This window comes from Nocardioides sp. NPDC006273, from assembly GCF_040613495.1.
GTDB lineage: Bacteria > Actinomycetota > Actinomycetes > Propionibacteriales > Nocardioidaceae > Nocardioides.
The window spans coordinates 14498-32997 of the sequence record NZ_JBEXSD010000061.1; the positions used below are offsets into that span (position 1 = coordinate 14498).

Consider the following 18500-nt stretch of genomic DNA (forward strand, 5'->3'; position numbering starts at 1 on the left):
GACATCTCAGGTACGGGGTGTGCTGCTCGATCTCCCCTTGACGACGAGCCTAACGTTGAAGTGATGCACATCGTCGCCTTCGGCACCTACGACGTGGCCTCCCATCCGCGGGTCGCGGTACTCATCGAGGGCCTACGCGCCTGCGGTGCCGAGGTCACCGAGGTGAACCGGCCGCTGGGCCTGGACACCGCGGCGAGGGTGGCGATCCTGCGCCAGCCGTGGCGGCTGCCGCTGCTCGTGCTGCACCTGCTGTCCTGCTGGGCTGGGCTCACCGTGGAGACGCTGCGACGGCGCCGGCGTCCCGATGCCGTCCTGGTCGGCTACCTCGGCCACTTCGACGTGCACCTGGCTCGCCTCCTGCACCCTCGTTCGACGATCCTCCTCGACCACATGGTCTCCGCGGCCGGGGTCGCCACCAACCGGCGTCTGGCCGGCTCGGGCGGGCTGAAGCTGCGGCTGATGAAGACGATCGACGCGATGGCGCTGGCGCGGGCCGACGTGGTCATCGTGGACACGGCCGAGCAGCAGCAGGCGCTGCCCGAGGACGTACGCCTCCGCTCGGTGGTCTGTCCGGTGGGTGCCACCAAGGAGTGGTTCGACGCGGGGGCCAAGTCGCTCGAGCGGCCGACCGAGGCGCCGCTGAAGACGGTCTTCGTCGGACTCTTCTCCCCCACCCACGGCGCTGCGGTGATCGCCGAGGCCCTCGACATGCTCGCCGACGACGAGCGGATCGAGGTGACGATGGTGGGCCAGGGCCAGCAGTACGACGAGGCCCGGTGCCTCGCGGCCCACAACCCCCGGGTCTCCTGGGTCGACTGGGTCGACGGCGAGGACCTTCCCGAGTTCGTCGCCGGGTTCGACGTGAGCCTCGGCATCTTCGGCACCGTCCCGCAGGCACGACGCGTGGTCCCCAACAAGGCGTTCCAGGGCGCGGCCGCCGGCGCGGTCGTCGTCACCTCCGACACCGCACCTCAGCGGCGGATGCTGGAGGACGCGGCCATGCTGGTCGCCCCCGGGAGCCCGGAGGACCTCGCCGCCGCCCTGACCAAGCTCGCCGATGACCCCGACGAGGCGCAGCGCCTGCGCGAGGCTGCCTACGAGCAGGCTCGCGATCACTACACCCCGCAGGCCGTCGCCTCCCCCATCCTCGAATATCTCAGCTGACGCGAAGCCCGACCCAGGAACCTATGACCCTCACCGCCACCGACCGCCCGCTGCCCCCGCTCGCACCCCGCGCCTGGCTGCGCTACGACGTCGTCAGCCGCATCATCGACCGGCTGACACCGGAGACGGCGCTGGAGATCGGCTGCGGCCAGGGGGCCTTCGGTGCCCGGCTGGCCACGCGCGCCGACTACCTCGGTGTCGAGCCCGACACGGACTCGTTCACGGTGGCGTACGAGCGCATCACCGCTCTCGGCGGCACCGTTCTCAACGCGATTTCCTCCGAGCTGGAGCCGGGGGCGACGTACGACCTCGTCTGTGCCTTCGAGGTGCTCGAGCACATCGAGGACGACAAGGGGGCGCTGGCAGAGTGGGTCACCCACGTCCGCCCGGGTGGCCACCTGGTGCTCTCCGTGCCGGCGTTCCAGGAGCGGTTCGGGCCGATGGACCGGCACGCCGGCCACTTCCGCCGCTACAGCCCGGAGGGGCTCACCACGCGCCTCGAGGAGGCCGGCCTCAGCGAGGTCGACATCACCGTCTACGGCTGGCCCCTCGGTTACGCCCTGGAGGCGGTCCGCAACCGGATCGACGCCAGGAAGCTGGCCAAGGTGGAAGATCTCACACCCGAGGAGCTCACCCGGGCGACGGGGCGTACGTTCCAGCCCAGTGGACGCCTCAAGGGTGCCGTCATCGCCTTGGCGACCAGCCCGTTCATGGCACTGCAGCGACTACGGCCCGAGACCGGGACCGGCCTCGTCGCCGTCGCGACCAGGCTCGACTGAGCATCCACATGGCCGACCTGCCGCGTGCGCTCCCCGCGCTCGGTGCCGACTGCTCATAGATTTCCGGCTGTGATCTCCGATCGGTGGCGCTCCGGCGTCGTGCTGGCGCTCCTCGTCCTCTTCGTCGCGGTGACCTTCGGTCCCGCGCTCGTCGGGCGAGGGATGCTGCTGGACACCGGCTGGCTGCACGCGATGATGCCGTACGCCGCCGACGGACCGATTCCGCAAGGGACGCTGTGGTGCCGCGGCGACACCTGGGACTACTACCTGCCGGGTGTCGAGAACATCGTCGAAGGCGCACGCCACGGCAACTGGCAGACCTGGGCGCCCTACGAGGTGGGCGGTGCGCCGCTGGCCTCGCTGCCGAACCACGCGGTGCTGAGCCCGGTCTCGTGGGCCTACTGGGTGATGCCGATGTGGCTGGCGCCGGCTTGGGTGAAGCTGACCGAGCTGGTCCTGGTGCTGGCCGGGGTGGTGCTCTTCCTCGGCCGTCTCGGTGTGCGCCGCAGCATCGCGCTGGTCGCCGGCCTGGTCTTCTTCACCTCCGGCTTCATGATGATGTGGACCAACTGGCCGCACACCAAGGTCGCCTGTCTGATCCCGCTGCTGTTCTGGGCGCTGGACCGGGCGGTGCACGAGCGCGGCGCGCGCGATCTCGCCGCCGTCGGCCTGGTCGTCGCCTCGATGCTGCTCGGCGGATTCCCGGCGGTGACGATGTTCGCGCTGACCCTGGGCGGGATCTACGTGGTCGTCCGAGCGCTCCTGCTCCGGGACGTGCGCCGCACCCTGGTCGCGGGCGGCATCGCCGCCGGCGGGGTCGGGCTCGGGATGTCGCTCTCCTCGGTCCAGGTGCTCCCGTTCGCGCTCAACATGAGCGCTCTGGGGATCGACGAGCGGGTCCCCAACCAGGCGAAGCCCGCCAGTCTCGCGCTCACCACCGTCGCCCCCGACGTCTACGGCACCTGTGCGGACGGGCTCTGGCTGGGCGAGGACAACCCGATCGAGTCGATCGCGTTCGTCGGCGTGGCGGCACTGGTGCTGGTCCTGTGCGCCGTGGTCATCAGGCTGCCCGGCGGTCGCCGGCCGTCGACGCCGGCGCTGCTCGCGGTCGCCCTGGGGGCGGTCGTCTGGCTCCTGTGGATCGGCGGACTGCCGCTGGAGCTGCTCCAGAAGCTGCCGGGCTACAGCTCCAACAGCTTCGGGCGGGCGAACTCGATCTTCGGGTTCCTGTGCGCGGTCCTGGCCGGCATCGGCCTCGAGCGTCTGGTCCAGCGGGCCGAGGAGCCCCGCTCGTCTCGTGGCGAGGGCGGGCCCCGGCGCCCGCCCCTGGTGGTGGCGCTGGTCGTGCTGCTGGTGGCCGCCGGGGCGGCTGCGTACTTCCTGTACGCGGCGTACGGCTACATCGACAGCGCCCAGCGGCCGATCCCGGAGCTGGCCGCGAATCTGCGGTGGCCGGCGCTGCTGCTGATCGTCTCGGTCCTCGCGGTGGCGGCGACGCTGCTGCTTCGGGGCCGTCTGCGGCTGCTGGGCCCGCTGCTGCTCGTGATCGCCGTGCTCACGCAGAGCACCATGTTCGCGCGCGAGGTGCTGCCGCTGACCGACCGCGACGACTTCTACCCGGTCACCCCGGCCCACGCGTTCTTGAAGGAGAACCTGGGCCAGGACCGCTACGGGGCCTCCGGCTGGGAGCACTCGGCCGTCGCCGACCACTACCGGCTGCGTACACCGACGGGCCACGAGTTCACCTCGCCGGAGTGGAAGGCGATGATCGCCGCGGTCAGCCCCGATGCCCAGCTGTCGCGGACCTACAGCGACTTCCGCGCGAACGTGCCCACGCCGGGCCGTCAGCCGGTGCTCGACCAGCTCGCGGTCCGCTACTGGGCCACCCAGCCGATGGAGGTCATCGGCGCCGTCGATCCGGTCCGGGTGCCGCCGGAGCAGCGTCAGCCGCTGACCGTGATGCCCCGCCAGAAGACGACCTGCCAGGTCCCGAGGGGCAACCTGCGCGGGATCGAGGTCACCGTGCCCGACGGCCTGAAGCCGCGCCGGGAGATGCCCACCATTGTCCGGGTGAGCGTCGGCACCGGTGCCGACGCGGTCACCTCCGAGCGGGCCGTCACCAAGCCGCTCAGGCGCGGCGAGAAGCTCCGCGTCGCGCTGCCCGACCACCGCTTCACCACCGGCCCGGTGCCCGTGACCATCACGTTCTCGGGGAAGCGCAAGCCCGTCCAGCTGGCCGGCCGCGCGGACGGATCCGCGCTCTGCGCCGCGGTCCGACCCGAGCGCAACGACGGTCTCCGAGTGGTACACACCTCGGCCGGCGCGGTCCTCTACGAGCGCGCGAGCGCGCTGCCCCGGATCCGCTGGGCCGGCACCAGCGAGGTCGTCGCCGACGGACCGACCCAGGTGCAGCGCCTGACCGAGGGGATTCCTCCTGGCACGGTGCTCCTCGAGGACGACTCGACCCCGGCGGCGTCGGGATCGACCGCAGAGGTCGAGGTGCTCGGCGACGAACCCGAGACGATCTCGGCGGAGGTCACCGCGGACGGAGACGGCTACCTGGTCGTCGCCGACTCGATCGCCCGCGCGGGGTGGTCGGCGACGGTCGACGGCCGCTCCGTGGACCTGGTCGCCGGCAACCACGCCTTCGCTGCGGTGCCGGTCCCTGACGGCACCCACACGGTCACGCTCCGTTATGACGCGCCCGGTCTTCGGGCCGGCGCGGCGATCTCCTCCGGCGGCGTACTCGTTCTCGCCCTCCTCCTCGTCCCGGCCGTGCTCCGGAGGTGGCGGCGAGGTCGGGAGGACGTCGCGGCGCCGAACCACACCAGGTCCTAGAACACGTTCCATCTAGCGACACCGCACGCGTGACACCTACCAGAAGGGTGTGATGTGGCGCCACGAGGATGCCTGGCGGGCCCTGGGTGGAGACACCGACTTCGCGACCCGGAAGCCGATCGAGGAGCTCGCGCCGTCGCGGGCCGCGGCACGTGACCGGCAAGGCCGACTATCGCCGCGCCCGGGAGATCTCCGACGCCATCAGCACCGGAAAGTCGAGCTGAGCATGTCGTACGTCGCGGTCGACCGTCCCGCCGACGGCGTCGCCGTCCTGGACCGCTGTTGAACACCAGGTTGCCCTAGCACATACGCCGGGTGACACCAGCGAGGGGGCGTGGAGCCTCAGAATCCACGCGGTAATGTGACCGATCAGAAGCCTTTCACGTACCCCGGATTACGTTCGGTCCCACTAGTTGCCCTTGAGGTCCCTGTGAAGCTTGTCGTTCAAGTCCCCTGCCTCAACGAGGAGGAGACGCTCCCGTCCGTCCTGGAGTCGATCCCGAAGGAGATCCCCGGGATCGACGAGATCGTGATCCTGATCGTCGACGACGGGTGCACCGACCGGACGGTCGAGGTCGCCAAGGAGCACGGCGTGCGCGAGTTCGTGCACCACTCCCGCAACCAGGGGCTGGGCCGTTCGTTCCACGACGGTGTGGTCCGCGCGCTGGAGCTCGGCGCCGACATCGTGGTCAACACCGACGGCGACAACCAGTATCCGCAGGATCGCATCGCCGATCTCGTCCAGCCGATCATCAACGGTCAGGCCGACATCGTCATCGGCGACCGCCAGGTCGACCGGATCGAGCACTTCTCGGGGCTGAAGAAGAGGCTGCAGAAGGTCGGCTCCAAGGTGGTCAACATGGCTGCCGAGACCGACCTGCCCGACGCCGCCAGCGGGTTCCGCGCCTACTCGCGCGAGTCGCTGATGCTCCTCAACACCGTGACCCGCTTCTCCTACTGCATGGAGACGATCATCCAGGCGGGCAACAAGCGGATGAAGATCGCCTCGGTGCCGATCGAGACCAACGCCAAGACGCGTGAGTCGCGACTGTTCAAGTCGATGCCCGAGCACATCATGAAGTCCGGCGCGGCGATCGTGCGCTCCTACATGATGTACAAGCCGTACGCCATCTTCGTCTGGCTCACCGCGTTCTTCTTCGTCCTCGGCGCGATCCCGTTCGTGCGCTACCTCGCGCTCTGGCTGAGCGGCGACAACGGCAACCACATCCAGTCGCTGCTGCTCGGTGGCGTGCTGATCAACCTGGCCTTCATGTCGGCGATGCTCGGCGTCATCTCCGACCTGATTCGCACCAACCGGGTGCTCATCGAGGACGACCTGGAGCACACCAAGAAGGCGCGGTTCGGCAAGTCCGGCACCGAGATGCTCCGTGACCAGACCTCGGTGGCGCAGTTCGACCTGCCGCACGCTCAGAAGCGCGCCACCGCCCAGTCGTCCGGCGAGACGTGGACGAACAGCCTGTGACGACGACCGACTCCGACCCGGTCTCCGCAGCGGAGGCCGGGTCGTCGGCTACACCCGGCCTCACGAAGCCCAGCCCTGCGAAGCGGCTGCTCAAGATCGCCCTCGCCCTCCTCGTCGTGCTCGGTGGCGCCTACCTCGTCTGGCGTCAACGCGAGGACCTGGCCACCGCGGTGCAGGAGCTGAGCCTCGGCCGGGTCGCGATCGCCGGGGTCCTGGCCGTCGTCGGCACCATGCTGATCGGCCAGATCTGGGTGGCCCTCCTGCACGGCATGGGCATCCGGCCGTCGCCGCGCGACTCCCACTCGGTCTTCTACGTCTCCCAGCTGGGCAAGTACCTGCCCGGGTCGGTGTGGCCGGTCGTCGCTCAGATGCAGTTCGGCCTGCGCTGGGGCGTCGCCCGGCGCACCATGCTCGGTGCCAACATCCTCTTCATGGGAGTCGTCGTCGCCAGCGGCATCGGTGTCGGCGCGCTCCTGCTGCCGTGGTCCTCCCCCGACGGCCTCAACCACTACTGGTGGCTGCTGCTCCTGCTCCTCCCCCTCGCCGTCTGCCTGCACCCGCGCGTCGTCCCGGGCATGCTCGACTGGGTGTTCGCCCGGCTCGGCCGCGAACCCCTCGGCGTACGCCTCACCGCCCGGGGGCTCCTCACCGCGGTCGGCTGGGCCGTGCTCGCCTGGGTCGCCTTCGGTCTCCATCTGGCCGTGATGATGGAGTCGTACGCCTCGGTGGGACTGCTCGAGGTCGCGGCGGCGACCGGCGGGATGGCCCTGGCCTGGGCAGCCGGGATCGCGTTCATCCCCGCCCCTGCCGGCGCGGGAGTCCGGGAGGCAATGCTCTCGCTCACCCTGGGGCCGATCATCGGCGTCCCCGAGGCGCTCACCGTCGCGCTCGCCTCGCGGGTGCTGCTGCTCATCGCCGATGTGGTGCTGGCCGGTCTCGGGGCGGTTGCTGGGCGGCGTACGTCCTGACTGGCCGTGCGGCGAGACAGACGGCGAGCACACCGCTCAGCAGGCCGGCGGCGACCACGAGCTCAGCGCCTCTGGACTCGGAGTTCGGCAAACGCCCCACGTAGGTCACCGAACTGATGAACCAATCGAAGATCAAGAACGCGTAGACGCCCAGCACGCAGGTGGTCACGGCCGCCGCCAAATGGGCCCGCGACTCGCGCGAGCCGACCGGGATCAGGTCGACGATCGCCATGACACCGACGGCGAACCCCGTGGCCAACAGCGGCATGAGCGGCATCAGATAGCGGTCGTTCGGGTTCCCGCCATCCGCGACGAACCCGACCAGGTTCGCCAGGATGACCGCCGCGTGGACCGTGAGCAGCAGCCAGCCCGCCGCCGAGGAGGACTGATCCGCCGACCCGGCGATCGTTCGCCGCACCACCAGCACGAGAAGTCCTGCCGCCGCGACGACGGCGAGCACGTCGACGACCACGACGTACCCCTCCGCCAGCAGCGGCACCCACAGGCGCTCGTACCAGTCCACCCAGAGCGCCCCGTCGGTCAGGATCTGCCACCAGGAGCCGTTCGGATCCCGGTCGAACTTGTCCAGCAGTGCGCCGGTTGCCGTCGGGTCGCCGTAGAGGACGATGTTGCGGATGTAGAACCAGCCGGTGGTGAGTGCCGGAACACCGGTGGCCACGGCCGAGGCCGCCAGAGCACGGATCACCCCGCGACGGGAGTGGTCCCTCAGGAGAAGAGCCACGGCAATGGCCGCGCCGCACAGGACGACGGTCAAGACCCCTGGCGCCTTCGTCCCGGCCGCGGCAGCGCCGGCCAGCGCGACCAGCGTCAGGCGCCCCGGGGACAGGCCACGGTTCAAGATCCGGATGGTGACCAGCAGGGTCAGCGACGACGCCGCAACGGCCAACCCGTCGTTGGCGATGTGTCCGCCGGCGGCCACCAGCACCGCACACGAGGCGCTGATCCCCGTGGCCAGGAACGCGGTCGCCGCCCGCCGAGTCACCTCGAAGGCGATCAGACCCACCAGCAGTACGCACAGCGCGGAGCCGACGGCGTTGATGAGCCGCATCCCGACGACCATCACCTGCGGTGCGTCGAGCGCCCCTGCCGCGGCTACGAACGGCAGCGACATCAAGTAGTAGAGCGGCGGATGGTTCGCGGTCCAGATGTGCCGATGTGGCTCGTCCTTCATGGTCCGCAGTCCCCCGACGACCAGGGGATGTCGACCCGCGTCCGTGGTCACGGGCGTGTCGATCGTCGGCAGGCGTCCCGAAGCCAGCTCCACCGCGTAGCCGGCGTTCGGCCCTTCGTCACGAGTCTGATACTGGAGCGAACGGGTCATCGCGACGTAACTGCTCAGGCTCAGCGCGAAGATCGCCAGCAGCACCATCGCGGCGAACACACGCCTCGGGAGGCGGACGTCGACATGATCCTCTTGGGTGGAGTGAAGCATCAACGCCCCCGTCCGGCTTGCTCTTCTACTGCGAGCCTATGTCAGATCACGAGGTCTCTCTTTTTCGTCGCACAGTGTGTCTGTCATTGATCTGACGACCTATTGGGGTTTCGCGTGGGTATTCGTCTTCCTTCGTCGGCGGTGGCCAGGGAAAATCACCTACGACAGGTAGCCGTCATGTCGCGGCGCCAGAGAACCTGGAGCCCTTCACTGCGCTCTTCTGCGCGAACGAAAATTCGTTCGCCCCCTCCGGGGCAGTGGCGCGCGCGGGTGAAAGAAGACTTTCTTTCACCCGCCAACCAACCCCTCTGACCGGGAGGGACGGGCCCACCAGGCCCAAGCCTCTGCCAAACTCAAACTCCCGCGGCAAACACCAACCACAAAGACACAGCGCCCTCAGCGCGTCGGCCCCATCTCCCCACCCCGAACGCTGAGATCGCGCTGCCGAACATCCCCACGTGACTGATGAGTCCAAACAGTGACAGCGACCCCATGCTTCTCGATCCGCACGATCGAGCAAGGCACATAGTTCGCGCTGATGGCATCGGTGAGCCACGGCTGCGGAGTGTGCAGGGGCATGGTCTCGATGACGACGGGGATCGAACCGTCCTCGAGCTGGGGCACCAGCACGTCCTCGTACTGCGCGAAGTCGTAGTGGAACAGGTAGTAGGGCGTGGGGTTGGTGATCTCGAGTGCGTCGTAGAGCTCCAGATAGTTGGGCATCACCAGAGCCTCGCGAGTGCCGCCGTTGCAGCGCTCGTACTCCGGTCCCACCCAGCGGGCGATCGAGTCGCTCACCACGAACGACTTCGCGTCGCGGCGCATGTCGCCCAGGTGGTCGACGGCGGCAAGAGCCGGTACGCCGCCCAGCACGACCAGGGCGCCCGCCGAGGCCGCGGCGATGGCTCCTCGCAGACTGTGCTTGTTCCAGGCCAGTCCTCCGAGAGCCGCCCCGGCGACAGCCAGAGCCACGAGGAGCACGGCGCCGGCCATGCTCTGGAGACCGAAGCCGATCCAGAGCGTGGCGGCGGCCCAGGCGGCGCCGGCTGCGGCGAGAGGTAGCGCGACCACAGACCGTGTTGATCTCGACACGCCTTCGCCCAGCGGCTCCGAGGTCTGAACGAAGTGGCCTTCGATCAGCGAGGTGCGGCGCTCGTAGAGCTCGGCCACCGCCAGGACGACGGCGACGAGGACCAGTGCGGAGACGGTGGTGGTGTGGGGGTTGTCGACCCGCCTGATGGGGACGATGACCAGGACCAGACCGGCCAGGGCGACCAACCGGGTGGAGTCGGAGACCCGCTGCCACACCAGCGGGACGAAGGGCAGCAGCAGCGCGAAAGGGTAGAGCGCCAGGATGAAGAACCGCCCGGACTCGGTCGGCAGGTCGAAGAAGCTCCAGACGGCGTACTGCGCATTTTCGTGCGTCTCGGTCTGTCCCAGGATCACCTGCCGGTTGAAGTCGGCGAAGGAGAGCCCCCACAAGACCTTGTACGCCACTGCCTCGACGACCAGCCCGAGCACGAACCCGCCGGCCAGCTGGAAGCAGTTGACGATCCGGGTGCGCCAGGGCACGGAGCGTCGCGCGAAGAGCTCGAAGAGACCCGAGGCGCCGGTGAGGAGCACCGCCAGCTCGACGTACTGCCAGAAGACCAGGGCGGGGAGCAGCACCCGCGCGGCAGCGGCCAGACGCGGGCGCGACTCGAGCCAACCGGTGGGCAGCAGGACGAAGACCCACAGCAGGCAGATCGTGTACTTGATGTGCAACGGGGTGGCCAGCAGGAGCACCCCGAGCGCGACGGCGATCATCACGACGGGGTGCAGCCGCAGCCGCAGCCCGATCGCGGCGGCCAGCACGGCGCCCAGGCCGGCGCCGAGGAGCCGCCCCCAGAGGAAGTACCAGATCGTCGGGCTGCCACTGGCGATGGCGTAGAGGGCCGCGTTGACCCAGAACGAGCCCGCGTTCCAGCCATGCTCGAAGTCCACCAGCGGGATCGCGCCTCGGGCGGTGATCTCGGCGAGGTGGTACTGGGCGCCGAAGTCCTGGGTCAGGAACGAGCCGTTCTGGGCGCCGACCGAGTAGGCCGACCAGACCAGCGCGACCACGCAGACCCCGGCGAAGGTCGCCCACCTGATGATCCCGATCGGCTCCGTGTGATCAGGTCTCAGGTCCCTAGATGACGCCATGACGGCGACCCTATGAGAGCGGGCGCACGACGTGGATCATCCACGCCGAACCGGAGGTCGAGCCTGTCGAGACCTCAGCCTTTGGTGAGGACCGAAGTGCGCTCGGGATAAGGCAGGGTCGGGGTGAGACCGGCGTGGATGGTCTCCTTCAGCCCCGAAGCGGCGATCGCCTCGACATAGCGGCGCCGACGGCTGTTGTCGAAGACGATGATCCCGCCGGGAGCGAGCCGGTCCTTGGCCTTCTCCAGGCACGCCTCGCGGGCGCGCCCGTCGATCACCACGAGGTCGAACTCGCCGTCGACGTCGTCGATGGAGTCGACGTACGTCTGGAAGTCGAGGCCCGCGTGGCCCTCCTTCTGGGAGGCGATCACCGGGTTGTCGCTGGGGACCGGCTCGATGACCCGCAGCGAGATCTTCTCCTCGCCGGCGAGCTCGGCCTGCATCATCTCGCCGAAGCCCTTGTGGTGCTCGACGGAGTGGATCTCGTCGGCGCGGCGAGAGAGCCAGACGGTGGAGGCGCCCGAACCGTACTCGTAGACCCGGATCGGATGGTCGCGTGCGCTCAGCCAGGCGTCGACGGCGGTGATCGCGTCGTAGGTCCACCACGGCACGTCCAGCTTCGCCATCGCCAGGGAGTCATAGACCTTGGTCAGCGAGTGGGTCCAGTGGCGCCAGCGCTGCTCGACCGGCGGGGCGGTCTCCTTCGCGAGCCCCGTCTTCGTCAGCCCGCGACCGACCGCCTTGAGAGAGGCGGCGTAGGACTGCTTCGCCAAGGAAAGCGGGGAACGGCCTGAGGTGGACATTGATCTCCAGAGAAAGAACGGCGGGCAGCCCTGGGAAGAACTGTCCAGTGAACGATACCGGCGAACGATGCCTGTTACGCGGAACGTTCTGCCAAACGCTTGGTGAGTCGTGCGAGAACATCCGGCGGCAGGAAAGCCGATACATCCCCACCGAAATGGGCCATCTCCTTGATCAACGAGGAGGAGACCGCCGCCCAGCGCGGGTCGTTGAGCAGGAAGACGGTCTCGACACCGGTCATGTGGGCGTTCATCTGCGCCATCGGCGCCTCGTACTCCAGGTCGGGAGCGCCACGCAGCCCCTTCACGATCGCCTGGGCGTCGATCTCGACACAGAAGTCGGTGACCAGACCGGTGAACGCCTGAACCCGTACGTTGCCCAGCGGAGCGATGATCTCGGTGATCATCTCCATCCGCTCCTCGGGCGTGAACAGGCGCTTCGACTTCGACGGGTTGACCCCGACGGCGACGACGACCTCGTCGAACATCGCCGAGGCGCGGGTGAAGATGTCGAGGTGGCCGAAGGTGGGCGGATCGAACGACCCAGGGCACATCGCACGACGCGTCATTCTGCTTCTCTCCTTGGATCGGTCCGGTCTCGGTGGTCGAGCTTGTCGAGACTCATTCCGGCGCAGTGCCGTACCAGAGCGTGGTCTCGCCGTACTTCCTGGACTTCTGGTCGGTGAACCCGTCGGGCCAGACCGGCTCGGGGCTGCGCGCGGACCGCTCGATGACGACCAGCGCCCCGGGCACCAGCCAGCCGTGCTTGACCAGCAGCGTGATGTCCTCGGCGACCGCGTCGTCCGAGAGCGGGTAGGGCGGATCGAGGAAGACCATGTCGTAGGGCGCCGCCGGCGGTGTCACCAGGGTGCTCGCCACCGTGGCCGCGAGCACGTTGGCCCGCGGGAAGCCGAGCTCCTTCGCGTTGGAACGGATCACCCCGGCCGTACGCCGGTCCGACTCGACCAGGGTCACGACCCCGGCGCCGCGCGACCACGCCTCGAGCCCGACAGCGCCGGTGCCGGCGTAGAGGTCGAGGAAGCGAAGTCCGGCCAGGGAGCCGTAGTTGGACTCGATCGCCGAGAAGAGTGCCTCGCGGACCCGGTCGGTGGTGGGACGGGTCCGCACCCCTTTGGGGGCGAGCAGGCGTCGCCCTCCCGCGACGCCTCCGATGATCCGGGTCATTGGGATACCTTAGGACTTCTCCAGGTAGTCGGCGGAGGCGGACTCCTCGATCTCGTGGACCCGCTCGGCCAGGAGCGGCGCGGTCGTGAGCTCCTGGTCCGCCTCGAGCAGCGACTCGGCCGCCTCGCGGGCCTGCAGGATCGTCTCCTCGTCACGGAGCACGCGCAGGCTCTCCAGGCTCGATCGCCGGCCCGACTGGGAGGCACCGAGCACGTCTCCCTCGCGGCGCTGGTCGAGGTCGACCCGGGAGAGCGCGAACCCGTCGGTGGTCTCGGCGACCGCGTCCAGGCGGGTCCGGGCCGGGGTGCCGGCCTCGGCCTGGGAGACCAGCAGGCACAGTCCGTGCAGGCCGCCGCGACCGACGCGGCCGCGCAGCTGGTGGAGCTGGGAGACGCCGAAACGATCGGCGTCGAGGATGACCATGGTGGTGGCGTTGGGTACGTCCACACCGACCTCGATCACGGTGGTCGCGACGAGCACATCGATGTCACCGGCGGCGAAGGCGCCCATCGTGCGCTCCTTCTCCGCGGCCGAGAGCTTGCCGTGGAGCTTGGCCACGCTCAGCCCCTGCAGCGGGCCGGTCGTCAGCTCCTCGGTGACCTCGTCCACGGCGGAGAGGCGGACCGGGGCGGAGGCGACCTCGTTGCCGTCCACGTCGAAGTCACGTTGGTCGCTCTCGCCCTGCTCGGGCTCGTCACCGCTGATCCGCGGGGCGACGACGTAGACCTGGTAGCCCTTCTCCACCTCTTCCCTGACCCGCTCCCACACCCGGGCGATCCATGCGGGATGCTCCACGAGGGAGACCAGGTTGGTCTGGATCTCGGCACGGCCGGCCGGGAGCTCGGTCAGCGTCGAGACCTCGAGATCGCCGAAGACCGTCATCGCGACCGTGCGCGGGATCGGCGTCGCGGTCATCACCAGCAGATGCGGTGGAGTGCCGGCCTTGTCAGTCAGGGCTGCGCGCTGCTCGACGCCGAAACGGTGCTGCTCGTCGACGACGACCAGGCCGAGGTCGTCGAACATCACCTGATCCTGCAGCAGGGCGTGGGTGCCGACGACGATGCCGGCCTCGCCGGTGGCGATCCGGCTCAACGGCCCCTTGCGCTGCGTCTTGGTCATCGAACCGGTGAGCAGCTCGACGTGGGTCTGCTCCTGGTCACCGGCGAAGAGCCCGCCGGCCAGACCGCTGGCAGCCAGATCGCCGAGCATCGCGGTGATCGAGCGGTAGTGCTGCTGGGCGAGCACCTCGGTCGGAGCCAGCAGCGCCGCCTGGCCCCCGGAGTCGACGACCCGAAGCATCGCCCGCAGCGCGACCAGCGTCTTGCCGGAGCCGACCTCACCCTGCAGGAGGCGGTTCATCGGGTGGGGCTGGGCCAGCGCCGTCTCCAGCTCCTTCCCGATCTCGTCCTGTCCCTTGGTGAGGGTGAACGGCAGCCGCTCGTCGAAGGCCTCGAGCAGGTGGTGGACACCGCCGGTCCGGGCAGTGGTGCCCAGCGCCTGGAGCGCTCGTCGCCGACGCCCCAGCACCAGCTGCAGCCCGATCGCCTCCTCGAACCGGAACCGGTGCTGGGCGCGCTTGACGTCCTTGAGGTCGTGGGGCGCGTGGATCAGGTCCAGGGCCTCGCGCAGCCCCGGCACGTCGTACGTCTCCCGGAGCTGCTCGGGGAGCACGTCGGTGACGTCCTCGACGACCTGCCGGGCGAACCGCACCGCGCGCATCACGTCCCAGTGCTGGAGCCCGGCGGTGAGGGGGTAGATCGGGAAGAGCTCGGTCAGCTCCTCGACTGCCATCTGGTTGTCGGCCGCCTCGGCGGCGTTCTCGGAATCGGAGGGGTCGCCGAAGACGACCATCTGCGGGTTGGCCAGCTGCCAGTCACCGCGGAACGAGCCGGCCTTGCCTACGAAGACCCCGCGGGTGCCCGGTGCGAGCACGCCACGGCGCCACTCGGCGATCCGCTGGGACTTGGAGAAGAAGGTGAGCTGCAGGTCGGCGGTGCCGGCCTTGAGCTGGGTCTCGACGCGAAACGCGGGGCGGCCGGTGCGGCGGTCGGTGTGCTGGCGCACCACGCTCCTGACCACCTCGCCGAGCACCGTGAGCATCTCACCCTCGTGCAGCTGCGGCGTCTGACCGAGATCGGCGGTGCGCAGGTAGCGGCGCGGGAAGTGGTGGAGCAGGTCGCCCACGGTGCGCAGCCCGAGGCCGTTGGTGAACTTCGCGGCGTGCTTGCTGTTGCCCAGCACAGCCTCGATCGGGGACTCGAGGGTGATCGCCACCGTCTGCTCCTCCTAGATCTCGCGATCTCTACTCGACCGACATCAGGAGGGGATAGCGCTCCTGGCCTCCGTCGTACACCATCACATCAACGGCCGGATGGTTGGCAGCCAGCCACGCCGCGACAGCCTCGGCGAGCTCGCCCTTGGGGTCCTCGAGCCCGGAGACCAGCGTGACCAGCTCGCCACCGCCCCCGATGAGCCGGGCGAGGACGTAGGTCGCGCACGTCTCCAGATCTTGGCCGACCTTCACGAAGTCTCCGTCGAGCACCCCGAGCGCGTCGCCCGGCATACACGGCCCAGCCATGGTAATCGCTCGCGTGTTCGAGATGGTGACCGCACCGTGCCGCGCGTGTCGTGCGGTGGCGGTCATCTCCAGCACGTCCTTGTCGAACTTCCGCCCCGGCTCGTGGACCGCCATCGCCGCCAGCCCCTGCACCTGGCTACGCGTCGGGATCACGGCGACGTTGATGTCGAGGTCATCCTCGGCCGTGCGGGCGGCGGCCTCCCCCGACTGCCTGGTCGGCCCGTCGTTGGGCAGCACGATCACCTCGGCGGCACCAGAGGCGGTGACCGCCTCGAGCAGCTCGGAGGTCGTCGGGCGACGACGCGGGCCGCCCTCGATCACGATCGCCCCGGCGCCCCGGAAGAGCTCGGCGAGGCCCGGTCCGGCCGCGAACGCGATCACCGCCCGGCCGCTGCGGGTGGCGTGGCGATGCGACTGCCCGGCGATCTGCTCGGCGAAGTGGGTTACGTGGATCCGATGCGGTCGCCCGGCGTCGATCCCGGCCTCGATCGCGGCACCGACATCGTCGACGTGGACGTGGACGTTCCAGATGCCCTCGCCACCGACGACGACGAGCGAGTCACCCAGCGGCTGGAGCCGCTTGCGGAGGTCGGGGATCGCCGCGTCCTCGGCGTCGAGCAGATACATCACCTCGTACGAGGGGCCGCCCGGCTCCAGGGCATGCCCGTCGGCCGCACCCAGGACCGTCGGGATCGGGATGTGCGGGGTGTTGGGCATCGGCGCCTGCGGGCTGGGCCGGCGCCCGGTCAGAGCGGTCTCGAAGGCGTCGAGGAGGACGCAGATCCCGCGGCCGCCGGCGTCGATCACTCCTGCGGCCGCGAGCATGGGCAGCTGCTCCGGCGTACGGGCCAGGGCTTCGCGGGCCGCGCCCGCGGCGGCCGACATCACGTCGCGCGTGCGGGCGGACCCATCGCTCTCGACGCACGCCACGGCGGCGTCCGCCGCCGCACTGAGCACGCTGAGCATCGTGCCTTCCTGCGGCTCCCCCACCGCTGCGTACGCGGCGTTGCCCGCCTTGCGCAGCGCGTCGGCGAAGACTGTGGCGGTGCGCTCCTCCTCGGTGGCCTGGACCAGGCGGCGCAGCAGGGCGCCGATCATCTCGGCCAGGATCACGCCCGAGTTGCCGCGGGCGCCCAGCAGGGCGCCGCGGGAGAAGGCGCGCAGTCCCTCTCGCCAGTCGGGGCCGGTGAACTCGCGCAGCCGGTCACGGGCCGCGGCGATGGTCAGGTAGAGGTTGGTGCCGGTGTCGCTGTCGGGGACGGGAAAGACGTTGAGCGCGTCGATCTCCTCGCGGTGCGACGCGAGCGCGTCGGTCGCCAGGTCGCCGAACCGGCGGAACAGATCGAGCTTGACCTCGGCCACGCTGCCTCCCTACTCCTCGACACCCCTGTTTACAGCCTGACACCGTGACGACGGACACACTTCCCGGTATCGCGGCCCCAAGGTTAGGCGGTCCCCGGGCACGGGGTAAACGACGGGTGAACAAATCCGAGGCTGCGGCAAAGACACGAGGGAGTAACAGCCTCCGCCGAGTCGCGCCTCCCGTCGGTGGCCATGCGTCCCTAGTGTGGAGACCTCCCTACGCCGAAGGACTCCCGGATGTCGATCCCGACCCCGACCCCACGCGCTGGACGCGTCAACGAAATCTTCGACTTCTCGGCCGGGTGCGGGCTGGAGATCGGCCCCCTCCACCGGCCACTCGTCCCCCGAGATGCCGCGGAGGTCTCCTATCTGGACCTCTATGACCGCGACCGGCTCTACGAGACGAACACGGACAATCCCAACGTGACCCGCGAGGCCATCCCGGAGATCGACTATCCGATGTGGGACGGCACCAGGATGCGTACGCTCGACGAGGCGGCCGAGGGCGGCGCCCCCTTCGACTGGGTGCTGGCCAGCCACGTCGTCGAGCACGTGCCCGACCTGATCGGCTGGCTGGGACAGGTCGAGGCCGTCACCGCTCCCGACGGCGCTCTCGTCCTGGTCGTCCCCGACCGGCGCTACACCTTCGACGCGCACCGCCCACCCACGACGGTGGGGCAGATCCTGCAGGCGTACGAGGCCGGCGACACGACCCCGTCGGTGCGCGCGGTGTACGACCATCACCGCAGTGCGGTCAACGGCGATCCCAAGCGTCTCCACCGCCACGGACCGAGCGAGGCCGAGACCTGTGTCCACGACCTCGGCTACACCCGTACCCAGCTCGAGCGAGCGCGTCGGGGCGAGTACGTCGACTGTCACGTGTGGACCTACACCGACCGCTCGTTCCCCGAGATCATCGCCGAGCTCCGCCGCCTGGGGCTGACCGGCTGGGCGGTCGAGTCGCTCCTGCCCGTGCCGGAGAACGACATCGAGTTCTACGTCGTCCTGCGCCGCGGCCTCTCCCCCGACCTCCCCGCGGCCCCCGCCATCCCGGACTGGGTCGAGCAGGGCACGGAGCTGCGCGAGGAGGTCGCCCGGCTCCGAGAGGTCGTCGCGGACCAGCGGCAGCGGCTCGGATCGCAGCGCAAGCAGCTCGCCGGCCGGCGCGCCGAGATCGACGCCATGCGAGGGTCGAAACGGTGGAAGCTGGCCACCGCGCTGGCCGCCCCGCTCGACCGGTGGCGCGATCGCGGCTCGGACGAGTGACGATTTCGTCGGTCACAGCCCGACGGGCTACGCTTGTTCGGTTGTCTCGGCTGGGCAGCCGTTCATCGCGCTCGCCGTCAACATCTATCTGACCTCGATCATCTATTCAACCTCAGGAGTTCACGGTGGCTGCCGTCTGCGACATCTGCGACAAGAAGCCGGGCTTCGGCAACAACCGGCCGTGGTCCAAGAAGGCGACCAGGCGCCGCTTCGACCCCAACATCCAGCGCGTCCGCGCCGTCATCAACGGCGCTCCGAAGCGTATGAATGTCTGCACGACCTGCATCAAGGCCGGCAAGGTAGCTCGCTGACCTCAAAGCAGAAGGGCCCCGCGGCAGCGCGCAAGCCGACGCCGGCGTGTCCATCTGGCTCGACGACCTCTCCCGGGAGCGGATCGAGACCGGCAACCTCTCCGATCTCGTCAAGGAGAAGTCCGTCGT

The 18500-nt window shown here is 69.5% G+C and carries 15 protein-coding genes; 8 read left to right on the forward strand and 7 right to left on the reverse strand.

The window, feature by feature from the left end; all coding sequences use genetic code 11:
• The first annotated feature begins 63 nt into the window (after positions 1-63).
• From ABZZ22_RS22130 to ABZZ22_RS22155, 6 genes are all read left to right on the forward strand, one after another.
• Entirely contained in the window at positions 64-1164 is a 1101-nt protein-coding gene (locus ABZZ22_RS22130) for a glycosyltransferase (protein ID WP_354935949.1), read from the forward strand.
• Between the two features lie 23 nt (positions 1165-1187).
• Positions 1188-1943: a class I SAM-dependent methyltransferase gene (locus ABZZ22_RS22135; protein WP_354935952.1), complete on the forward strand. Its 756-nt coding sequence runs from the start codon at positions 1188-1190 to the stop codon at positions 1941-1943.
• Between the two features lie 69 nt (positions 1944-2012).
• Positions 2013-4781 carry a YfhO family protein gene (locus ABZZ22_RS22140; RefSeq protein ID WP_354935955.1) on the forward strand — a complete coding sequence of 923 codons (2769 nt, stop codon included), beginning with the start codon at positions 2013-2015 and terminating at the stop codon, positions 4779-4781.
• Positions 4782-4833: 52 nt separating this feature from the next.
• Positions 4834-5067 carry a hypothetical protein gene (locus ABZZ22_RS22145; RefSeq protein WP_354935958.1) on the forward strand — a complete coding sequence of 78 codons (234 nt, stop codon included), beginning with the start codon at positions 4834-4836 and terminating at the stop codon, positions 5065-5067.
• A 144-nt stretch (positions 5068-5211) separates the two neighbouring features.
• Positions 5212-6264, forward strand: coding sequence for a glycosyltransferase family 2 protein (locus ABZZ22_RS22150; protein ID WP_354935961.1), 1053 nt, complete (start codon positions 5212-5214; stop codon positions 6262-6264).
• Positions 6261-7232 carry a lysylphosphatidylglycerol synthase domain-containing protein gene (locus tag ABZZ22_RS22155; protein ID WP_354935964.1) on the forward strand — a complete coding sequence of 324 codons (972 nt, stop codon included), beginning with the start codon at positions 6261-6263 and terminating at the stop codon, positions 7230-7232. Before ABZZ22_RS22150 ends, ABZZ22_RS22155 begins: the two co-directional genes overlap by 4 nt.
• Here ABZZ22_RS22155 and ABZZ22_RS22160 read toward each other — a convergent pair.
• The 7 genes from ABZZ22_RS22160 to ABZZ22_RS22190 form a co-directional block, all read right to left on the reverse strand.
• Positions 7174-8685 carry a phospholipid carrier-dependent glycosyltransferase gene (locus ABZZ22_RS22160; RefSeq protein WP_354935967.1) on the reverse strand — a complete coding sequence of 504 codons (1512 nt, stop codon included), beginning with the start codon at positions 8683-8685 and terminating at the stop codon, positions 7174-7176. The two genes, ABZZ22_RS22155 and ABZZ22_RS22160, sit on opposite strands and share 59 nt — an antisense overlap.
• A gap of 396 nt (positions 8686-9081) precedes the next feature.
• Positions 9082-10869, reverse strand: coding sequence for a hypothetical protein (locus ABZZ22_RS22165; RefSeq protein ID WP_354935970.1), 1788 nt, complete (start codon positions 10867-10869; stop codon positions 9082-9084).
• A 74-nt stretch (positions 10870-10943) separates the two neighbouring features.
• Positions 10944-11642, reverse strand: a complete 699-nt coding sequence (locus ABZZ22_RS22170) for a class I SAM-dependent methyltransferase (RefSeq protein WP_354935973.1) — start codon at positions 11640-11642, stop codon at positions 10944-10946.
• Positions 11643-11746: 104 nt separating this feature from the next.
• Positions 11747-12238, reverse strand: coding sequence for a pantetheine-phosphate adenylyltransferase (coaD, locus tag ABZZ22_RS22175; RefSeq protein ID WP_354935976.1), 492 nt, complete (start codon positions 12236-12238; stop codon positions 11747-11749).
• Positions 12239-12290: 52 nt separating this feature from the next.
• Positions 12291-12854: a 16S rRNA (guanine(966)-N(2))-methyltransferase RsmD gene (gene rsmD / locus ABZZ22_RS22180; RefSeq protein ID WP_354935979.1), complete on the reverse strand. Its 564-nt coding sequence runs from the start codon at positions 12852-12854 to the stop codon at positions 12291-12293.
• A gap of 9 nt (positions 12855-12863) precedes the next feature.
• A complete protein-coding gene (locus ABZZ22_RS22185) occupies positions 12864-15128 on the reverse strand; it encodes an ATP-dependent DNA helicase RecG (protein WP_354935982.1) in 2265 nt (754 codons plus the stop codon).
• A 28-nt stretch (positions 15129-15156) separates the two neighbouring features.
• On the reverse strand, positions 15157-16794 hold the full coding sequence (locus ABZZ22_RS22190; protein WP_354935985.1) for a DAK2 domain-containing protein: 1638 nt from the start codon (positions 16792-16794) through the stop codon (positions 15157-15159).
• 237 nt (positions 16795-17031) lie between these two features.
• On the opposite strand from ABZZ22_RS22190, the gene ABZZ22_RS22195 reads away from it, so the two are divergent.
• Positions 17032-18060, forward strand: coding sequence for a methyltransferase domain-containing protein (locus ABZZ22_RS22195; RefSeq protein WP_354935988.1), 1029 nt, complete (start codon positions 17032-17034; stop codon positions 18058-18060).
• Between the two features lie 125 nt (positions 18061-18185).
• Entirely contained in the window at positions 18186-18371 is a 186-nt protein-coding gene (gene rpmB, locus ABZZ22_RS22200; RefSeq protein WP_354935991.1) for a 50S ribosomal protein L28, read from the forward strand.
• Positions 18372-18500: the final 129 nt, after the last annotated feature.